This window comes from Litoreibacter sp. GN1-5, assembly GCF_055693805.1.
Map to the genome: position 1 here is coordinate 1,089,408 of NZ_JBVFUP010000001.1, position 17,131 is coordinate 1,106,538.

At 53.5% G+C, this 17,131-nt stretch carries 13 protein-coding genes and 1 pseudogene; 4 read left to right on the forward strand and 10 right to left on the reverse strand.

Translation table 11 applies throughout. The annotated features are described in order from the left end of the window. Positions 1-288 precede the first annotated feature (288 nt). The 10 genes from ACZ1HF_RS05635 to ACZ1HF_RS05680 form a co-directional block, all read right to left on the reverse strand. Positions 289-1,287, reverse strand: coding sequence for an aldo/keto reductase (locus ACZ1HF_RS05635; protein ID WP_472656579.1), 999 nt, complete (start codon positions 1,285-1,287; stop codon positions 289-291). Further along, complete coding sequence (gene uxuA, locus ACZ1HF_RS05640) at positions 1,284-2,447, reverse strand: mannonate dehydratase (RefSeq protein WP_472656580.1); 1,164 nt, start codon at positions 2,445-2,447, stop codon at positions 1,284-1,286. The genes ACZ1HF_RS05635 and uxuA overlap by 4 nt, the downstream gene beginning before the upstream one ends. Further along, positions 2,444-3,901: a mannitol dehydrogenase family protein gene (locus ACZ1HF_RS05645; RefSeq protein ID WP_472656581.1), complete on the reverse strand. Its 1,458-nt coding sequence runs from the start codon at positions 3,899-3,901 to the stop codon at positions 2,444-2,446. The genes uxuA and ACZ1HF_RS05645 overlap by 4 nt, the downstream gene beginning before the upstream one ends. After that, complete coding sequence (locus ACZ1HF_RS05650; RefSeq protein WP_472656582.1) at positions 3,898-4,755, reverse strand: amidohydrolase family protein; 858 nt, start codon at positions 4,753-4,755, stop codon at positions 3,898-3,900. Before ACZ1HF_RS05650 ends, ACZ1HF_RS05645 begins: the two co-directional genes overlap by 4 nt. Positions 4,756-4,766: 11 nt before the next feature. Beyond that, positions 4,767-5,507, reverse strand: coding sequence for an SDR family NAD(P)-dependent oxidoreductase (locus tag ACZ1HF_RS05655; protein ID WP_472656583.1), 741 nt, complete (start codon positions 5,505-5,507; stop codon positions 4,767-4,769). A gap of 169 nt (positions 5,508-5,676) precedes the next feature. Beyond that, a complete protein-coding gene (locus ACZ1HF_RS05660) occupies positions 5,677-6,441 on the reverse strand; it encodes an inositol monophosphatase family protein (protein WP_472656584.1) in 765 nt (254 codons plus the stop codon). Then, the gene (locus ACZ1HF_RS05665) at positions 6,438-7,397 is read right to left on the reverse strand and encodes a sugar phosphate isomerase/epimerase family protein (protein ID WP_472656585.1); all 960 of its coding nucleotides are present in this window, start codon (positions 7,395-7,397) and stop codon (positions 6,438-6,440) included. Before ACZ1HF_RS05665 ends, ACZ1HF_RS05660 begins: the two co-directional genes overlap by 4 nt. Then, positions 7,394-9,049: an ABC transporter permease gene (locus ACZ1HF_RS05670; RefSeq protein WP_472656586.1), complete on the reverse strand. Its 1,656-nt coding sequence runs from the start codon at positions 9,047-9,049 to the stop codon at positions 7,394-7,396. Before ACZ1HF_RS05670 ends, ACZ1HF_RS05665 begins: the two co-directional genes overlap by 4 nt. 50 nt (positions 9,050-9,099) lie before the next feature. Then, positions 9,100-10,113, reverse strand: coding sequence for an ABC transporter ATP-binding protein (locus ACZ1HF_RS05675; RefSeq protein WP_472656587.1), 1,014 nt, complete (start codon positions 10,111-10,113; stop codon positions 9,100-9,102). A gap of 83 nt (positions 10,114-10,196) precedes the next feature. Further along, positions 10,197-11,213 (reverse strand): extracellular solute-binding protein, encoded by a 1,017-nt coding sequence (locus ACZ1HF_RS05680; RefSeq protein ID WP_472656588.1) that lies wholly within the window; start codon positions 11,211-11,213, stop codon positions 10,197-10,199. A gap of 312 nt (positions 11,214-11,525) precedes the next feature. Here ACZ1HF_RS05680 and ACZ1HF_RS05685 point away from each other — a divergent pair, with 312 nt between their 5' ends. From ACZ1HF_RS05685 to istB, 4 genes and pseudogenes are all read left to right on the forward strand, one after another. Beyond that, complete coding sequence (locus ACZ1HF_RS05685; protein ID WP_472656589.1) at positions 11,526-12,491, forward strand: ROK family protein; 966 nt, start codon at positions 11,526-11,528, stop codon at positions 12,489-12,491. A 292-nt stretch (positions 12,492-12,783) separates the two neighbouring features. Further along, positions 12,784-14,427 carry a Na/Pi cotransporter family protein gene (locus tag ACZ1HF_RS05690; protein WP_472656590.1) on the forward strand — a complete coding sequence of 548 codons (1,644 nt, stop codon included), beginning with the start codon at positions 12,784-12,786 and terminating at the stop codon, positions 14,425-14,427. A gap of 335 nt (positions 14,428-14,762) precedes the next feature. After that, a pseudogene (gene istA / locus ACZ1HF_RS05695) lies at positions 14,763-16,329 on the forward strand (IS21 family transposase). Continuing rightward, positions 16,262-16,990 carry an IS21-like element helper ATPase IstB gene (gene istB, locus ACZ1HF_RS05700; protein ID WP_472656578.1) on the forward strand — a complete coding sequence of 243 codons (729 nt, stop codon included), beginning with the start codon at positions 16,262-16,264 and terminating at the stop codon, positions 16,988-16,990. The pseudogene istA and the gene istB overlap by 68 nt, the downstream one beginning before the upstream one ends. The last annotated feature ends 141 nt before the right edge of the window (positions 16,991-17,131 follow it).

A 17,131-nucleotide genomic window follows, 5' to 3' on the forward strand; every position in this document is an offset into this window, starting at 1 on the left:
AACCCGCAGGCCCGCCACTGCTGCGTTATATGAAGACTACGCAGCGCCGGGCCTGCTCAGCATCAAGGGGGTCAATATTGGATGCCGGTAAAGGGTTAATGTTCAATGCCGATTGACACCCAGCTTTCACATTCTGCCAAGGTGTAGTGTTTTGCACCGAGATTGAGGATCGAACTCCGGTGCACGTCGAGAATAAGCTGACTATCGTTTAGTGTTGCTTGCCGTACTTTGGTGTTTATTCTCTTTGATAGCCTATCGATCAATCTCCCCTCCAAGGTTTGTTTGACGTCAATGGCTCGGGAAAGCAGACACGGGTGCCTTAAGAGTTTTCTGCAACATCTCTGGTAGATCAGACAGGTATCCATTGAGATTGCGCCGAAGGGAGTCAGGGTTTGCCGTCCCAACTAAGACGCTTTTGACGAGTGGGTTTTGCAAGGGAAACTGTAGCGCGACCGCCGCGAGTTCTGCATCGTTTTGTTCGCACAATTCCTCGAGGTGTTTGACAGCCTTCAGAACATCATCTGATGCCGGACGGTAGTCGAAATTCGCACCTGGACGCGCCCCCGTTGCCAGAATCCCAGAGTTGAACACACCGCCGATCACGAGATCTGTGTCGTTGCTCTTACAAAGACCCAGCAATTGCACCTCCGCTGATCTGTCGAGAAGCGTGTAACGTCCAGCAAGCAAAATGATGTCGAGCGCAACATGTTTGAGAACTTCTATGCAGGGCTCGACTTGATTCACGCCAAGACCAAAGGCGCTGATCTGACCGGTTTCCTTGAGAACATGAAGCGCGTTTATGCCGTCCGACAGAAGGTCCGCCATGTGCTCGTCATACTGTTTCTCTGAGTGGCTTCTCGGTTCAAGGTCGTGGACATACAGAACGTCGATCCGATCAAGGCCGAGGCGTCCCAAGCTATCCTCATACGAGCGTTGGATCCCTTGGCTCGTGTAGTCGAAAACGACGTCGTTTGGCAGGGGATCGACAAATTGAAAGTCTGGTACATTGTCCTCGGACACGGGGACCAAAAGCTTTCCAACTTTGGTGGACAGAACGTACTCGTCGCGGGGCTTGCCGCGTAGGAATTTTCCAAGACGCTGTTCCGATCGGCCATGTCCATAGAACGGCGCTGTGTCAAAATATCGAATTCCGGCATCCCAGGCCGCATTTAAGACTTCGTCAGCTTGCGCATCACTGACCGCACGGTACAAGCCTCCGATCGCGCCGCATCCAAAGCTCAGTTCTGACAAATCGAGGCCGGTTCCAGTTCTACGTTTCTTTATCATGCGGTTCGTTTCCTATGTTCCAGCGTCGCAATGATACCTCTCAACTCCGCCAGTCCCTTCAAACGGCCGATATAGGAGTAACCAGGATTGCCCCCTTGGCCGATGTCATGGGCGAGCTCGTGCCCATGATCAGGACGGAACGGTATTTCGTCCTTGTTGCTCTCAACGTCCAAAAGAAGATCAATGACCTCCACCATGTCCGCTGAGCCGGTCAGGTGATCGGCTTCATGGAACGTTCTTTCATGCTCGATCTTCACGTTTCTGAGGTGCGCGAAATGCACCCGTTCTTTGACAGCCCGTGCAAAGGCTGTGAGATCATTGTCCGGACGCGCTCCATAGGATCCGGTGCAGAAGGTAAGACCATTCGCAGCACTGGTGTTTGCAGCAAGAATTTTCAGAGCATCGGATTGCGTAGATACAATGCGCGGCAATCCAAAAATGGGAAACGGCGGATCGTCAGGATGGATCGCCAGACGAATACCAAACTCATCGGCTACGGGGCAAATCTCAGCCAAGAATTCATTGAGATGGCCACGCATGTCATCGCCGCTCAGGTCGTCAAATGGCGCGATCTTGGAAAGAAAATCATCCTTTGTGAGCCCTTCCGCACCACCCGGCAAACCTGCCAAGATCGTCCGCTCCAGTTCTTCTTTCCTACTATCTGAAAACTGCTCCGCGACTGCACCTGCTGCGCCGACAACATCGTGCGAAAGCCCTTCCAAAGCACCCGGACGATTAAGGATATGTGCATCAAATGCGATCAGATCGATCCAATCGAACCGCAAGGCACGGCCACCATGCGGCAGCTCGTAAGACAAATCTGTCCGTGTCCAATCTAGAACCGGCATGAAGTTGTAGCAGACGGTCTTGATTCCACATTTGCCGAGATTTGCGAGTGTGTCTTTCCATGCCGCAATCTCGCTTGTGGCTGCCCTGCCCTTCAGCTTTATGGCGTCTGGTGTTGGTATCGATTCACACACGGACCAGACAAGATCTGCTGCTTCAATGTCAGATCTTCGTGCGCGAATTGCTTCGAGAGGCCAGGTCTCACCAATTGGTAGATCGTGAAGCGCTGTGACAATGCCGGCCACACCGGCTTGCGCGACATTGCGCAATGAGACCGGATCATCCGGTCCAAACCATCTCCATGTTTCGATCATGCTGCTTTCCCTGACTTGAGTTGATCCAACAGATCGGAAAGCGCGGGCCCTGCCCCAATCGATGCGATTTGTGCGAAGAGTTGCGCGACTTCCAAGATCAATTGTGGATTGTCTCTGAATTCCGCCGGAAAGATGCTTTCGATCTCAACGAACCGGCCGATCTCGCGGCTTTGGGCGCGTCGTTGCAATTGATCGGCAAGCGGATCATCGATGTTGATCCCCTTCCCGCTCTCACTTGTGCCTAAAAGGTAAGCCATCCAAAGAGCGACAACAAAAGAATGCGGCCGTGTGTCCTGACCGGCCCTATCAAGTTCCAATATTGGTGCAATGATCCGCTGTGGAAGCTTCTGGGACGTGTCCATGGCGATTTGCGCCGTTCGATGCTTCAGTGATGCATTCGAAAACCGCGATTTGAGGTCTCTTTGGTAGTCAGCAAGATTGATTGTGACGGTAAGGGTTTTCGACGTTTGGGACCAGAAAGCGTCTAGAAACTGATCGACCTGGTTCTCTGTGATGACGTCCGACACATGCTCTAGGTCGCAAAGTTGGCCAAAGAGCGCGATAAAAGTATGTGCTCCGTTCAAAAAACGAAGTTTCATGTCCTCATAGGGACCGACATCCTCAACGAATGTGACACCATGGTTTTGCCATGCTGGGCGACCAAGTGGGAATTCGTCCTCGATAACCCATTGAGAAAACGGTTCGGTGACCACAGAGGCAGCATCCTGGAAACCAATAAGTGCGTTGATGCTTTTTCTGTCATCAGACGATGGTCGCGGCACGATCCGATCCACCGTGGTTGAGGGGCAGGACAACTGCTTTTCAAGTGTTGAAGAAAACTTCGGGTCTCGATCTGAGGCCAAGTGTAAGACCGCTTGCTTGAGCGTTGGCCCATTTGAGGACAGGTTATCACAGCTCAGTAGCGTGAAGGGTTTGGCTTGGATCTTCCAACGGCGCCAGAGGGCCTCGACTATGAACAGCAGTGCGGGGCTCGCTTGATCGCAAAAGGTCTCCGCCTTCCAATTTGGGTAAACACCTTCCGGCCACACGTAGCCTTTTTCTGTGATGGTCAGAGAAACGATTTTCGTGGCAGGACTATTGAGCCGGTCGAGAACGCGATGCGGGTTCTCTGGTGCAAAAAGCACCTCCATTATAGACCCTATGACCCTGGCCGTCTTTTGTGCGCCGTCACGCTCGCAGACCGTGTAGAGGCAATCCTGCGGCACGAGATCATTCCGAACATTGGGCGATCTGAGTGAAACGCCGGATATGGCCCAGTTGAGATCACCGGCCTCAAGCACATCGTCACAGTAGACAGCTTGGTGCGCGCGATGAAAATTTCCGACGCCGAGGTGAACTATCCCGCATTTGGTTGTGCTTCGGTCGTATCGGGGTGCGGACACGCCCGGTCCCAGATTTGCAAGTCCAGACTGATCAAGGTGTGAAGCACTCATTCAGAAACTGCCAGCTTGTAAGCATCGATGGCGTTGGTGCGCAGAACCTTGATCTGATCTTCGTAGGATCGATCCTTAATAGCGTCCCGCACGATATCGAGCGTCGACTTGTAGTCAGTCGCGAGTGTGCAAACAGGCCAATCTGAACCTAACATGACCCGATCGATACCGAATATTTCAATGACCCGATCAATGTATTTCCGGTAGTCGGCGGATGACCAATCATTCCAATCGGCTTCGGTGACCATCCCGGAGAGTTTGCACCAAACGTTTGAGCGATGAGCAGCGAAACCTGCCATTCCTGACGACCAGCTATCAAAACCGTTTTGAGCTATTTCCGGCTTGGCAATGTGGTCGACCACGAAGCGAAGGTTTGGAAAGGACGCCACAACTTCGAGGGAGGTAGGGATTTCCCTTGGCCGTATGAGCAGATCAAAGACCAAATCTGATCCTTCGATCTCCGTCAGCGCTTCTGTGACGTCTGATCGCAATAGCCACATTGGGTCCTCTTCGTCGTGGACCTGATGGCGAATGCCTTTCAGAAAGTTTCCGTTGTCGCTTGTGATCAATCCAGACAGGTCTTCTTTGACCCTTGCGGTTGTCATGTCGATCCAACCCACCACGCCTTTGACGAAGTCCGTCTGCGCGGCAATTTTCAGAAAGTCATATGTCTCATCTAAGCTTGACCAGGTTTGAACAAGCACGGTTCCGTCAACACCAGCAGGGCCAAGAAGAGGTTCAAGATGGTTGGGCTCAAAGACACGATTGATCGGATCATGCGCCGATGTCATCCATGAATAATCGCCGTTTGCCGTGTCCCAGAAATGATGATGTGCATCGATGGCTTTGATCATCGAACCCCTCCTCAATCGAAATGAAATCCGCCGTTCATGTCGATCACTTCGCCGGTGATGAAACCCGACAATGGGCTTGCCAGAAATTCGACAGCGTGAGCCACTTCTTCAGGCTCACAAAAACGGCCAACAGGAATGTCCGCGAGCTGAGCCTGACGTTGCTCTTCGGTCAGTTGTTCGGTGATCATCGGTGATACGACGTAGCAGGGCGCAATCGCGTTGGCGGTGATGCCGTCGGAGACAACTTCCCGTGCTGTCGAAAAGGTCAGACCGATCATCGCGCTCTTGGTAACCGTATAGGCTGTTCCAGCCGTCAGTCCGCCAGACTTGGCCGCATATGACGACATATTGATGATACGACCCCATTTGTTGTGGCGCATTTCGGGAAGAAACCCTTGGGTCAGCTGAAACGCCGCGTCCAGGTTGATTTGGTGGACTCTGCGCCATTCATCGAGCTTGGTTTCTGCAATCTTGTTGTTCGACAAGATGCCGGCGTTGTTCACCAGCACGTCGATGCTGCCAACGCTCGACTTCACACCGTCTATAAAGCTTGCGATCTCATCTTCGGATGAAAGATCACAAGTAAAGGGAATTGCGAGATCACCAAGGGTTTTGGCAGCGTTTTCGACGCCTTCCTCGTCGACATCGACAAGAACAACTTGATGTCCGAGCTCAACAAGACGCGCTGACACAGCACGACCTATTGCACCTGCCGCGCCGGTCACAAGGGCCGTTTTGGTTTGCTGGGTCATTGCGCTGCGTCCTTGGAGCGAAAAAGAAATGGACGCTCTGCGCGCGCTAGTTTTAACTGTCCCTCGTTTCGCAGAGCGCCCACTTGGTGCCCATGTCCGGGAGAACTTCCATGGGCAATTTGATGTCTTCGGGAGGCCAACAGGGATTGAAATGTTCGACGGCGGGCCCTCATGCTTCGCCAACACCGGTCCAAATCGACCGTTCATGCCCGCGATGTTCCTCGACATTCACCTTGAGACCGCCTTCAAGACACAAGAGCCAGCCAGCGGCGATGTCCCAGATCTTGAGATGGCGCTCAACAAAGCCGTCAAGCTGACCCAAGCCAGCCATCGCGAGAGACAGGCTCGCACTCCTCAAACGGACAATCTCAAAGCCATCCCCACGCAACTGTTCGAGAGTCCGAAGAATGTTCTCGCGTTGCCAGATCGTGTTTTCTCCGACACTGAACGTTGGCACCGGATTTCGACTATCATTGCGAGTAAATGGAGTTCGGTCCTTTCTGATGCCTTGACCGATGCAGGCGGCAGCCAAAGTGTCGATAAGCGGTGCATAGACCGCACCTAGAACCGGTTCTCCCTGCTCCATGTAAGCAATGGATATTGACCAGAGCGGTAGGCCGCATAAGAAGTTTGACGTTCCATCGATCGGATCAATTACCCATCCATCGCCGTCGTACTTTCCACCCAGCTCTTCTCCGACAACCGGGCGGTCACCAAATCTTTGCTTCAGTTGGGTGCGCAGAAACGTCTCTATCCGACGATCAGCCTCAGAAACGAATTGACCCGGTGACTTTTCATCGACCAAAAATGCTTCGCGCTGATCAAAGAGCTCACAGGCAATTTTTCCAGCATCGATAATGATCTGCTCGAGAGAAACGACATTTTCTGTTGTTGCGATGCTTTGCCGGACTTCATCTGTTGAAACTGAACTCATGAGCTACCCGCTTCGCTTAGTGCACTGGAGCGGATGTGCGATACGGTCTCCTCGAACGCAGCAATCAAAGGATGGGCCCTGAGAAAGAAAGCAGCTTCACCGATGTTGTAGCCCATCCCGTGGTGGAGATAGGGCGTTTCCCAGACAAAGGGTGCCGGACAAGGCGAGTTTGCGATGAGACCTGCAAGATGTTCCCAATCAATGTTGCCATCGCCCGGAAGCAAATGGTCATCCCTGACAGATCGGTTGTCATTCAGATGGGTTGTGATCAACCGATCAGAGTATTGCTCGAGAATGCGAAACTTACCCTTTTCGGCCAGCTCTGCATGGCCAGAATCATAGCACAGGCCAACGACATCACTTGTGTGGTGCTCGAAAATTCGCCCGAGTTGTTCGAGTGTTTGATCTATAGGCGCATTGGTCAGATTCTCGACAGCGATACGAACGTCGGTTCGTTCGCAGTCGTCTCTGAGCTCGTTCAGGGATTTGTGGAGGACGGCAAAATAGGCATCTTTGGAGTCTTTGTCGGCCATGACATCCGGATCAATATCGAAATGCATGACAACGCAGGGCGATCCAATACGCTCTGCGAGTTGGATCCGGTTCCGGATGAGCTCAACACCTGCCTGCCTCTGCCATTCGTTGGATGACAGGAAATCCTTGCGAGTCTCCAAATGGCCGCCACCAACTTCTGTGGTCGGGTTCTTTCCGTTTGAGCCGTGGATCGCCCAAGCCTGAAGTCCCTCAGTTTCGATTACCTCAGCAATGAACTCCATTTCTGACGGTCCGTAGATATAGGAATAACCTGCGTCGCAGTTCCAATTTACGTGTGTGAAGCCAGCCGCCTTCATGCGTAACAGAGACCGGCGAATGCCTTCGTCATACCAACGCTCGTGTGTGGGCCAATGCCATGCCGTAATGCTGGTGGGGGGCGTCGTTGTTGGATCAGCACTCATGTCGCTGCCTCCTCTGTTTTCCCGAGGCTTAACTTCTCAGCGATCATCACAACGCAAAACGCGAGCGCCATTACGATTGTGGCAAATACCAGAGCTTTTGCCCGGTATTCAGGATCCCTGGGATCGTTGATATTGGCGACCATTGCCACGCCAAGAGGTGTGTTGTTGGCGTTGTATAGGAATGCGGACGCAGTGTACTCGTTCAAAATGGTGGTAAACTTCATTGCTCCGACGAGGACGATCACCGGTGCCAGGATCGGTAGCGTGATGCGCCTGAAGATATAGAAACCCGTCGCCCCAAGTGATCGGCCTGCATCGTCCAGAGTTGGATCAAGGCTGGCCATTGCGGCGCTGAGCAATCGAACCATCACAGGCAAAATGACGATGCCGTAAGCTATCGGCAAGATGACGTAGGAGCCGAGCAGGACATTCCCAAAAATGAGTGGGTTGGGCAGATCGTAGGCGGAAATCAGGCTGACGGCGACCAATGCTCCCGGCAATACCCAAGGGATGAAGAGTGAGAACTCGAGGAGACTTGACCAGATGTTCTTGTTCTTCGCAATCAAATGCGTTGCAAAAACACAGATGCAAAGCATCACAGAGACCGTGCTGACACCCATGACGATCGAGTTGATAATTGGCTCGACATGCCGATCAGTAGATAGGATTGAGATGTAGTTCTTTAGCGTAAAGGTGGTCGGAAACAGTTCTGTCGCCAAGGACTTGCCCGGCGCAAATGAGAACGCAATTGTCAGGAAAACCGGCACGAAATAGATAATGGTGAGGACATAAGCCAGCAAATGAACGAGCCCATTCGAAAGCGGGTTTCTGATCCGGATTTTCTGCATTGGGACGGGCGTTTTCGTGCCGCCAGTGAACTTTCCGCGAGCCTCAATCCACTGCATCAGCAAGAACACGATCAGTGCGGATACACCCAAAACGAGGGCAAGAAGTGAGGCCATATCGGTGCGCCCAATGCTCTGAAGGGACAAGATCATCTGTGAAAGCATTCGGAAATCCCGCCCGCCTAGGATCGCTGGGGCTGCGAATTGAACAAGTGTTTCAAGAAATACCAAGAGCGAAACCGCCAAAACGGTCGGTGCGATGACAGGCAGTACGATCTTGATGAAAGTCAGCCCAGGAGATGCGCCTAGGCTCCGTGCAGCTTCAACGGTTGAAAAATCGACGCGCCGAATAGCTGCCCGCACGAACAAGAAATGGAAATAGGTCATCAGAAAGGTGTTCGCGATGAGGACCGCGGGCCATCCTGCGAACCACTTGGCATTTAGGTCTGGATTGAACAGGGTCAGGAATTTGGTGAAAATGCCAAACTCTCCGTAGACAAACCAATACCCTGAGATGGCAGTGACAGAGGTGAAGACAATCGGCGTCGCAAAGGCAATCTTCAAGTATTTGCTGCCACGCACGCTGAAGAATTCAAGGATCGCGACCTGAAACAGTCCAACGATGTTCACGGTAATAACTGTAAGGCAGGCCATAAAAAGCGTGTTGTAGACGCTTTCGCGAACGTTTTTGGACCCGACAAGTCGATCAATCGTTTCGGAGGTATTCACCCCTTCTTGGCCAAACGCTTCTCGCAAAACAGCGAATACCGGATAGTAGAGAAAGCTGACCGCCAACCAAATTAGCACCGCTAGCGCCGCAAAAAACAGACCTTTGTTTGTCAATCCCTTCAACCGCATTAGCCTGCTCCATAGATGCGCAGGTGTTCTCGACGCAGAGAAACGGGTTGTGCGGAGCCAACTTCAGGGTCTTGATATCGCCCAACCGTATCGCAAAGCACTGTGCTATCGCCTATCTTCAACGTCAGCCGCATTGAGTTGCCACGGAACTCAGAGCTCACGACCTCTGCGTTGAGGTTCAGCCATTCTGGCCCCGTCTTCTCGCCAATCACAAAGTCCTCTGGACGCGCAAAGCACTGCCGGGTTCCTGCCTGAGCCGCCAGATCTGCTTCTCCAAGGTCGCCCAGGGTTGCCGCAGAGAGCATTGTGGCTTCACCAATAAACCGGAAGATATTCTCCGTCGCGGGTTGATGGTAAATCTCTCGAGGCGTGCCGAGCTGTTCGATTTCGCCGCCAACAAGAACCGCTATCTTGTCTGACAGCACCAAGGCTTCCTGCTGGTCATGGGTGACATATACCGCAGTGAGACCGAATTTCTGTTGGAGGTTGCGGATCTCACTTCGCATGGTTTCCCGCATCTTTGCGTCGAGATTTGAAAGCGGCTCATCGAGCAGAATTACCTGAGCGCCGAGAACCAATGCGCGCGCGATGGCTACCCGTTGTTGTTGTCCACCAGATAGCTCACTGGGTTTCTTTTGAGCATGTTCAAAGACCCCTACCCTGTTAAGGGTGTCGTTCACTTCCTGTGCGATCTCCGCCTTTGATTTCCGCGCAACGCGAAGCCCAAACGCGACGTTTTCAAAAACAGTCATGTGCGGGAACAGAGCGTAGTTTTGGAAGACGATCCCTACGTCGCGATCTTCGGGTCCGGTCGAAGTTACGTCTTCGCCGTCAACGACAATTCTGCCAGACGACGGTTTGATGAAACCTGCAATCGCTCTGAGCAACGTTGTTTTGCCGCAACCTGACGATCCTAGGAGTGTGAAGAACTCGCCCTTTTCAACTGTCAGGGACAGGCCGTCTATGACCGTCGCGCTTCCATATTTGATTGTAATATTGTCGAGCTCGATCATTCCGTGGTTCCATACTCTTTTTGCGGCCGGGGGCGACTTCTGGCCGCCCCCGGTCAATTCTCCTGTGTACCTTGGGAGGAACTCTACAGGAGGTCGAGTTCGATTTTTTCAAGCCATGCAGGCATTTGCTTGGCCATGTTGTCCCAATCAATGACCTGGGGCTCCAAGCTCAAGGCTGGATTGTTTTTGATCTCGTCGGGTGATCCAGCAATCGCGTCGGGGTGTGCAGGCAAGATACCAAACTCTTCAGCGGCTCTGATTTGCCATTCTACGGATGAGGCAAATTCGATGAATTTGAGCGCATTGTCGAACTGATCGGTGCCAGCCACGATAGCATTGCCTTCGCCTACGACAACTGTGCCACCGGGTGTTTGAACATACTCAAAGTTGTAGCCACCTTCCGCTGCCTGGCCCTGAATCCCAGTGAAATGGTTCAGTGTGATTGGGGCCTCACCGCTGGCGATCAGCTTCACACGGTCCATGCCGTCGAAATACACCTGCGCGTTGTCGTAGAAGCCTGCCATCCACTCCCAACCTTCGTCGGTCATGTTTCCATCGGCATCCAGCTGACGTGTGAAAATGCCAGAGAGCAGTCCACGGGTAGTTTGCCATGTCAGGCCACCGATGACGAATTTGCCCTTGTACTTCGGATCCGCAAGATCTTCCCAAGATGACGGAGCGTCAGCAAGTGACATCTGGTCGGTGTTGACGGCCATTGCCAACGGTGTTTGGCGATAGCCATAGAAGTAGCCATCTGGATCGATGAACCGTTCCGGCAAGCCTTCGAGTGTATTTGGCGAGTAAGGCATCAGCACTTCGTTTTGCTTCAGGCTCGCCAATAGCAGGTCGATAAGACCATAAACAACATCCGCCTGCGGATTGTTCTTCTCTGCGATGATGCGGTCATGGACCGCGCCGCCGCCAGCATTGACGAACTCAATGTCAAAGCCAAGTGCTTCTTCTGCAGCCGCTTCCAGGACGGCCATGTTTTCTGGTGGTTGCGGTGAATACACGACAAGTGCTTCTGCGAGTGCTGCGCTTGCCATGAACGATACTGAACCGACTGCTATAGCGGCGGTCGAAATTGTTTTGATCTTCATTGAGACCTCCCTTTCAAAGACTGAGAGAATGCGCCGCCACCTTGACGACAGATGCTCCATATCCTCCCAATATGACAATTTAATTACATTGTGCAACTTTGTAAAGTATGTCATTTTCCCAGCATGAATCTTACAGACACACCCCTCAAATATAACGAACGTTTGCTGGTTGAATTGGTGTTCAGAGGCAGCGCTACGACGCGCCCGTCCATCGCTGCGAAGACCGGGCTGACGAGCGCCACGGTTACCCGAATCGTTGCCGGCATGCTCGAGAAAGGTCTGATTTCTGAGGAGGCGCAGAGGAGCGGTGCCATGGGGCAACCCGTCCGACACCTTTCGTTGGTCCCAGGCAGAGCCTACTCCATTGGCGTTAACTTCATGCGCAATCGCTTTGATATCGCATTGGTCGATTGGACTGGCGAAGCCATAGCAACACAAAGGCTTGAATTTGGTGAAGTGACACCAACCGCTGTAGCTGAGATGACAAGTGCATCCCTTGAACGAATCCTTGCCGAAGCCGGTGTCTGCCGAAAGGATCTACTTGGCGCAGGGTTTTCTGTTCCCGGCAACTTTGCATCAGATGGCGAAACCCTGCGCGCCCATGATTATTTTGAGGCCTTGGATGGCGTCAATTTGCGTCCCATTCTTGAAGAAGCACTTCAGCTATTTTGCGCAGTTGAAACAGATGGCGCGTGCGCTGCAGTTGGCGAGTTCCTGCATGGCCGTGGCCGCAATCATAAGAACTTCTTCTTTGTTCACATTGGTCATGGACTTGGTGGTGGCACGATAATCAACGGTAATCTCTATCGTGGCCCACATGGAAACTCTTCGAAACCTGGCGCATTATTCCCGTACGATAAGCCCCGCCCTTCTGGACAAGACCTGATCGAAACGCTCCGGCGTGCAGGTGCACCGGTGAATGACATTACCGATATCGAGAGCATCGTAGACGAGTATCCAGATGAGATCGAAACATGGCTCACCCGCGCCGCAGAACAGATTGCTGAAGTGTCACGTATTGCGACAGCTTTCTTGGACCCTGAGATAATTATTTTGGGTGGGCGGCTTCCAAACACTCTCAACAGTGAGCTGGTCCAAAGGGTGAAGAGAGTTCAACTGCCGGGGCCGTCGAGAGGTGTACCAAACGCAAAGATTGTCGCTTCTAGTCTTGGTCCGCGCACCGGCGCACTGGGGGCGGCAAGCATACCTGTGTTTGAGGGGTTGTTCCCTGGCTCTGTCACAAGCCGGGGCAACGCCTATATCGATGGCCGCCGATAGAACTGAACAATTTTACGACTGTTTGATGCTTGGTTTGTTGGCGAAAAGCAGAACTTAGTCGGAAGAATTAGTGATCTCCAATATTAAATTGCATAATGCGTTTAAATTGGATTGTAGACCCATATGTAGCTCTGGTTGAGGCCGGGCTCGTTAACTAAACGGAACGTATAGTGATGATCGGAATGAAATTTCTCGCAGATTTTGAGGCCCTGAATACAGCCCTCAACTTGGTGAAGCCTTCTCACGTCACCTTAATGCTCTCGTGCACCGTCAAAACCGTCAGTGAGTCCCAATGCTCGGCGTGATTGCCTTTTTCGCTAATGTTGCTCTCCTCATTTGGAGCCTGCGCCAGATCCAGCGTGGGCTTCTGAGTGCCTATGGCAACGAGCTTCGCAGTTTCGCAAAGCGTGCAGATTCAGCCCGACTGGCATCGTTTTTCTCCGGTATGGGGATTGCGGCGGTGTTGCAGAGCAGTACGGCTACGGCCCTGATTGCAGCGAAATTTGTCAGCCAGAATATACTGAGTTCAGCAGCTGCCTTCGCCATCATCTTGGGGGCGGATGTTGGAACCGCTGGTGCCGTCTTCCTCGCAAGCGCTATCGACGGTCAGGCGTTGCAAGGTATCCTCATCTTAACTGGCGTTTCACTTACACTTTGGAGCAGCCGGTCACGTCCGAGAAATATCGGAAAGGCCCTGACAGGTTTGGGACTTCTTTTGCTGGCGCTTGCGACGATCAAGAGCCTTTCGACTGGCTCACTGCAGGACAGCTCTGTTTCCAACCTTCTAGATGCATTGCAAACCTTTCCTGTGCTCTTGGCCATTGGTGCCGCCGTGGCAACCTATCTTTCGCATTCGAGCCTGGCGATCATTCTTCTCATTGCGCAGCTACATCAGGCCGATGCGGTCTCAGATATGGCTTCGCTCACTATGGTTGTCGGCGCAAATATCGGGGGTGCTCTCCTGCCCGTTCTCTCGAACTTGACCGCAGATGATGAAGCATTGTCGCCACTGGCTTCAAACGTTGCATTGCGCGTGTTGGGAGGGATTTTGCTCTGGTTTTCGGCCGACATGCTGTTTGACGTGTTCCCCGCTGCATGGAAAGCCGCGTTCCTTGTGCCGGTCATGCACCTCACCCTGAACCTTGGCGTTGCAATCCTCGGTCTTGCTCTACTCGACCCCATATTATCCGCGGCTCAACGTGTCATTGGGATGTCGGGGCACCGCCCTTCTGAGGACTTTGTATCTAACCTGGATAGGACTGTTCTTGAACGCCCCACAGAAGCTCTAGCTTGCGCAAAACGTGAAGCCCTTCGCATGGCAGATCGCGTCCAAACTAACGTTGTGATGGTCGGACAGTTGCTCAAGAACCCTCGCCCCGAAACGATTGAAGCGATGGAAAAAGTCGAGAACGAGATCGACGATATCTACGTAGCAACAAAACAGTACCTTGCTGACCTGACGCAGGTTTCTCTGAGCGAGGTTGAAAGCGCCAAAGCCATCGAATTGCTCAACTTCATTGCAAACATGGAACATATCGGTGACGTGATTGACGCCAATCTGCTTGATGTGGCTAGAAAACAGCTTGCGAAGGGAAAGAGGTTCTCACCTGAAGGAGGCGCTGAAATCGGCAAGCTTCACGACCTGACCGCCGAAAATGTTGCGCTTACCATCAACACGTTCCTCACACAGGACGATGAGTTGGCACTTCAGTTGGTTGAGCGCAAAGGCCAGGTTCGCAAACTTGTGGACGACAGCTCCGTGGCACACCTCGACCGGTTGGCACTTGGATCGCCTGATACATTGTCCACAAGTGCAATGCATCTCGACGTACTGCGGGATCTAAAGCTTATCAATTCGCACCTCATGGCCACCGCATTCCCCGTCCTGGCAACAGCTGGTCATGTCCACAAGTCAAAGTGGAAGCGGTCTAGGTAAGATAGCCTCATCGTGAGAGGCATATTTCATTGTACCTTGCGTTCAGAACTCGGAGACGGGTCAACGCGACCGCATGACTTTACCGGTTCGCATCGATCCATTTGGACATCATGGTGCGATCTCTGAAGCACTCTTGCGGGACTTCGCGCCGCTTCATTCTGGCGATACGTTCTGCAAACCCGACTTGCTTTGAGGATGGGTAGTTCGAAAACTGACCGGACTGTGAACAGGCATGCAAGATTGACCCCAGTATTGGGGTAATCGGCGTCCAAAAGTGACCCCCCTGATATTTCTGTTCAAATGCTTCCTCGAGGTTTTGAGGGAGCAGATTAGGGATGTTGGTTGTGGAGACGATTGCGAAGATCCGGCGGGCGTATTTCATTCAGGGGAAGTCGATCAAGCAGATCTGCCGAGAACTGCGCGTGTCACGGAACACGGTGCGCAAGGTGGTGCGGTCGGGTGCGACAGAGTTCAGCTATGACCGTTCGACCCAGCCCCGGCCCAAGATCGATCCGTGGCGGTCCGACCTGGATTGGATGCTGGCGGAGAACGCGCGGCAGCCAAAGCGCCAACGTTTGACGTTTGTCCGGGTTTACGAAGAGCTGCGCAACCGGGGCTATGACGGCAGTTACGATGCTGTACGCCGATATGCGGCCAGTTGGTCGAAGGCGACACGAGAAGCATCGGCTGCAGCTTATGTGCCACTGAGCTTCGATCCCGGCGAGGCTTATCAGTTCGACTGGAGCCATGAAGTCGTTCTGATCGACGGTAGTGACCACGACGGTAAAGGTGGCGCATGTGCGTCTGTCTCACAGCAGAATGCCATATGTGCGCGCGTATCCTCGTGAGACCCAAGAGATGGTGTTTGATGCCCATGATCGGGCGTTCGCTTTCTTTGGCGGTGCTTGTGCGCGGGGCATCTATGACAATATGAAGACGGCGGTCGATGCGATCTTTGTCGGCAAGGATCGGGCCTATAACCGCCGGTTCCAGCAAATGTGCGGCCACTATCTTGTCGAACCTGTCGCATGCACCCCTGCATCAGGCTGGGAGAAGGGTCAGGTCGAGAATCAGGTGGGTGTGATCCGTCGCCGGTTCTTCGTCCCGCGTCCAAAGTTCAAGTCCTATGCGGAGCTGAATGCCTGGCTGGAAGATCGATGCCTGGCCTATGCGAAGGCAAACAAGCACCCGGAGATGCGGGACAGAACGGTCTGGGAGGTGTTCGTCGAGGAGCGCCCGAGCCTTGTTCCTTACATTGGCCCGTTCGATGGATTCCACGCGGTCCCGGCATCAGTGTCAAAGACCTGCCTCGTGCGGTTCGATAAAAACAGGTACTCGGTCGATGCCCGTGCCGTGGGTCGGCCCGTCGAGATCAGGGCCTATGCCGATCGGCTGGAATGCTGGCAGGACGGTGGGATTGTCGGCAACCACACGCGTGCCTTCGGGCGAGACAAGACGATCTTTGACCCATTGCATTACATACCAGTTCTGGCCCGCAAACCCGGCGCTTTGCGCAACGGTGCGCCCTTCAAGGAGTGGGAGCTGCCGACCCCGATCCGGCGCGTGCAGCGCAAACTGGAACGCCAACCCGGCGGCGACCGTCAGATGGTCGATATCCTGAGCGCTGTGCTGACGGATGGAATCGGTGCTGTTGAAGCCGCTTGTGCCGAGGCGCTGTCGCACAACGTCCACTCTGCCGGTGTTGTTCTAAACATTCTGGCCCGGCACCGCGAACCACCGCCACCTTTGACAATTGCCACCCCGGACGCGTTGCAGCTCTCGTGTGAGCCCGCTGCAAATTGCGACCGCTATGACAGCTTGAGGAGACAAACATATGGAACGCTCAGACGTGATCGACGCGATGGGGAAGCTGAAGCTCTACGGAATGAGGGCCGCCTATGACGAGATCCTGACCACAGCCGTCAAACGGCAACACGAACCCCAACAGATTATCGGCGATTTACTGACCGCCGAGATCAGCGAGAAGCAGGCCCGCTCAATCAAATATCAAATGACCATCGCCAAGCTGCCGCTGGCCAAGGAACTGGAAGAGTTTGACTTCGAAGCGGCTGAGGTCAACGAGACCCTGATCCGTGATCTGGCCACCGGCGACTTCCTCGATCATCAACGTAATTTGGTCCTGATCGGCGGCACTGGAACCGGCAAAACCCATCTCGCTGTCAGCATCGCTCGGGCCTGCATCCGAAACGGGCGTCGCGGACGGTTCTTCAATGTCGTCGATCTGGTGAACAAGCTCGACGCAGAAGCCCGCGCAGAAAGACAGGGGCGAACCGCCGACCTCATATCCCGTCTCGACTTCCTGATCCTGGACGAACTGGGTTATCTGCCCTTCGCGCAGACCGGCGGCCAGCTACTGTTCCACCTGATCAGCAAGCTCTACGAACGCACTTCGATCATCGTCACCACCAACCTCGCGTTCGGGGAATGGCCGAGCGTATTTGGGGACGCGAAGATGACCACCGCACTGCTCGACAGGCTCACACACCATTGCGAAATCGTCGAAACCGGAAACGAAAGCTGGCGCTTCAAGAACCGCGCATAACGCCAGACCCGAAAACCCGCAGGCCCGCCACTGCTGCGTTATATGAAGACTACGCAGCGCCGGGCCTGCTCAGCATCAAGGGGGTCAATATTGGATGCCGGTAAAGGGTTAATGTTCAATGCCGATTGACAGCTCTGATCC

What these genes read in the sequence shown, in the direction of transcription:
- ACZ1HF_RS05635 (WP_472656579.1), bottom strand. Translation starts at nt 1,287, where the DNA reads ATGATAAAGAAACGTAGAACTGGAACCGGCCTCGATTTGTCAGAACTG.
- uxuA (WP_472656580.1), bottom strand. Translation starts at nt 2,447, where the DNA reads ATGATCGAAACATGGAGATGGTTTGGACCGGATGATCCGGTCTCATTG.
- ACZ1HF_RS05645 (WP_472656581.1), bottom strand. Translation starts at nt 3,901, where the DNA reads ATGAGTGCTTCACACCTTGATCAGTCTGGACTTGCAAATCTGGGACCG.
- ACZ1HF_RS05650 (WP_472656582.1), bottom strand. Translation starts at nt 4,755, where the DNA reads ATGATCAAAGCCATCGATGCACATCATCATTTCTGGGACACGGCAAAC.
- ACZ1HF_RS05655 (WP_472656583.1), bottom strand. Translation starts at nt 5,507, where the DNA reads ATGACCCAGCAAACCAAAACGGCCCTTGTGACCGGCGCGGCAGGTGCA.
- ACZ1HF_RS05660 (WP_472656584.1), bottom strand. Translation starts at nt 6,441, where the DNA reads ATGAGTTCAGTTTCAACAGATGAAGTCCGGCAAAGCATCGCAACAACA.
- ACZ1HF_RS05665 (WP_472656585.1), bottom strand. Translation starts at nt 7,397, where the DNA reads ATGAGTGCTGATCCAACAACGACGCCCCCCACCAGCATTACGGCATGG.
- ACZ1HF_RS05675 (WP_472656587.1), bottom strand. Translation starts at nt 10,113, where the DNA reads ATGATCGAGCTCGACAATATTACAATCAAATATGGAAGCGCGACGGTC.
- ACZ1HF_RS05680 (WP_472656588.1), bottom strand. Translation starts at nt 11,213, where the DNA reads ATGAAGATCAAAACAATTTCGACCGCCGCTATAGCAGTCGGTTCAGTA.
- ACZ1HF_RS05685 (WP_472656589.1), top strand. Translation starts at nt 11,526, where the DNA reads ATGGGGCAACCCGTCCGACACCTTTCGTTGGTCCCAGGCAGAGCCTAC.
- ACZ1HF_RS05690 (WP_472656590.1), top strand. Translation starts at nt 12,784, where the DNA reads ATGCTCGGCGTGATTGCCTTTTTCGCTAATGTTGCTCTCCTCATTTGG.
- istB (WP_472656578.1), top strand. Translation starts at nt 16,262, where the DNA reads ATGGAACGCTCAGACGTGATCGACGCGATGGGGAAGCTGAAGCTCTAC.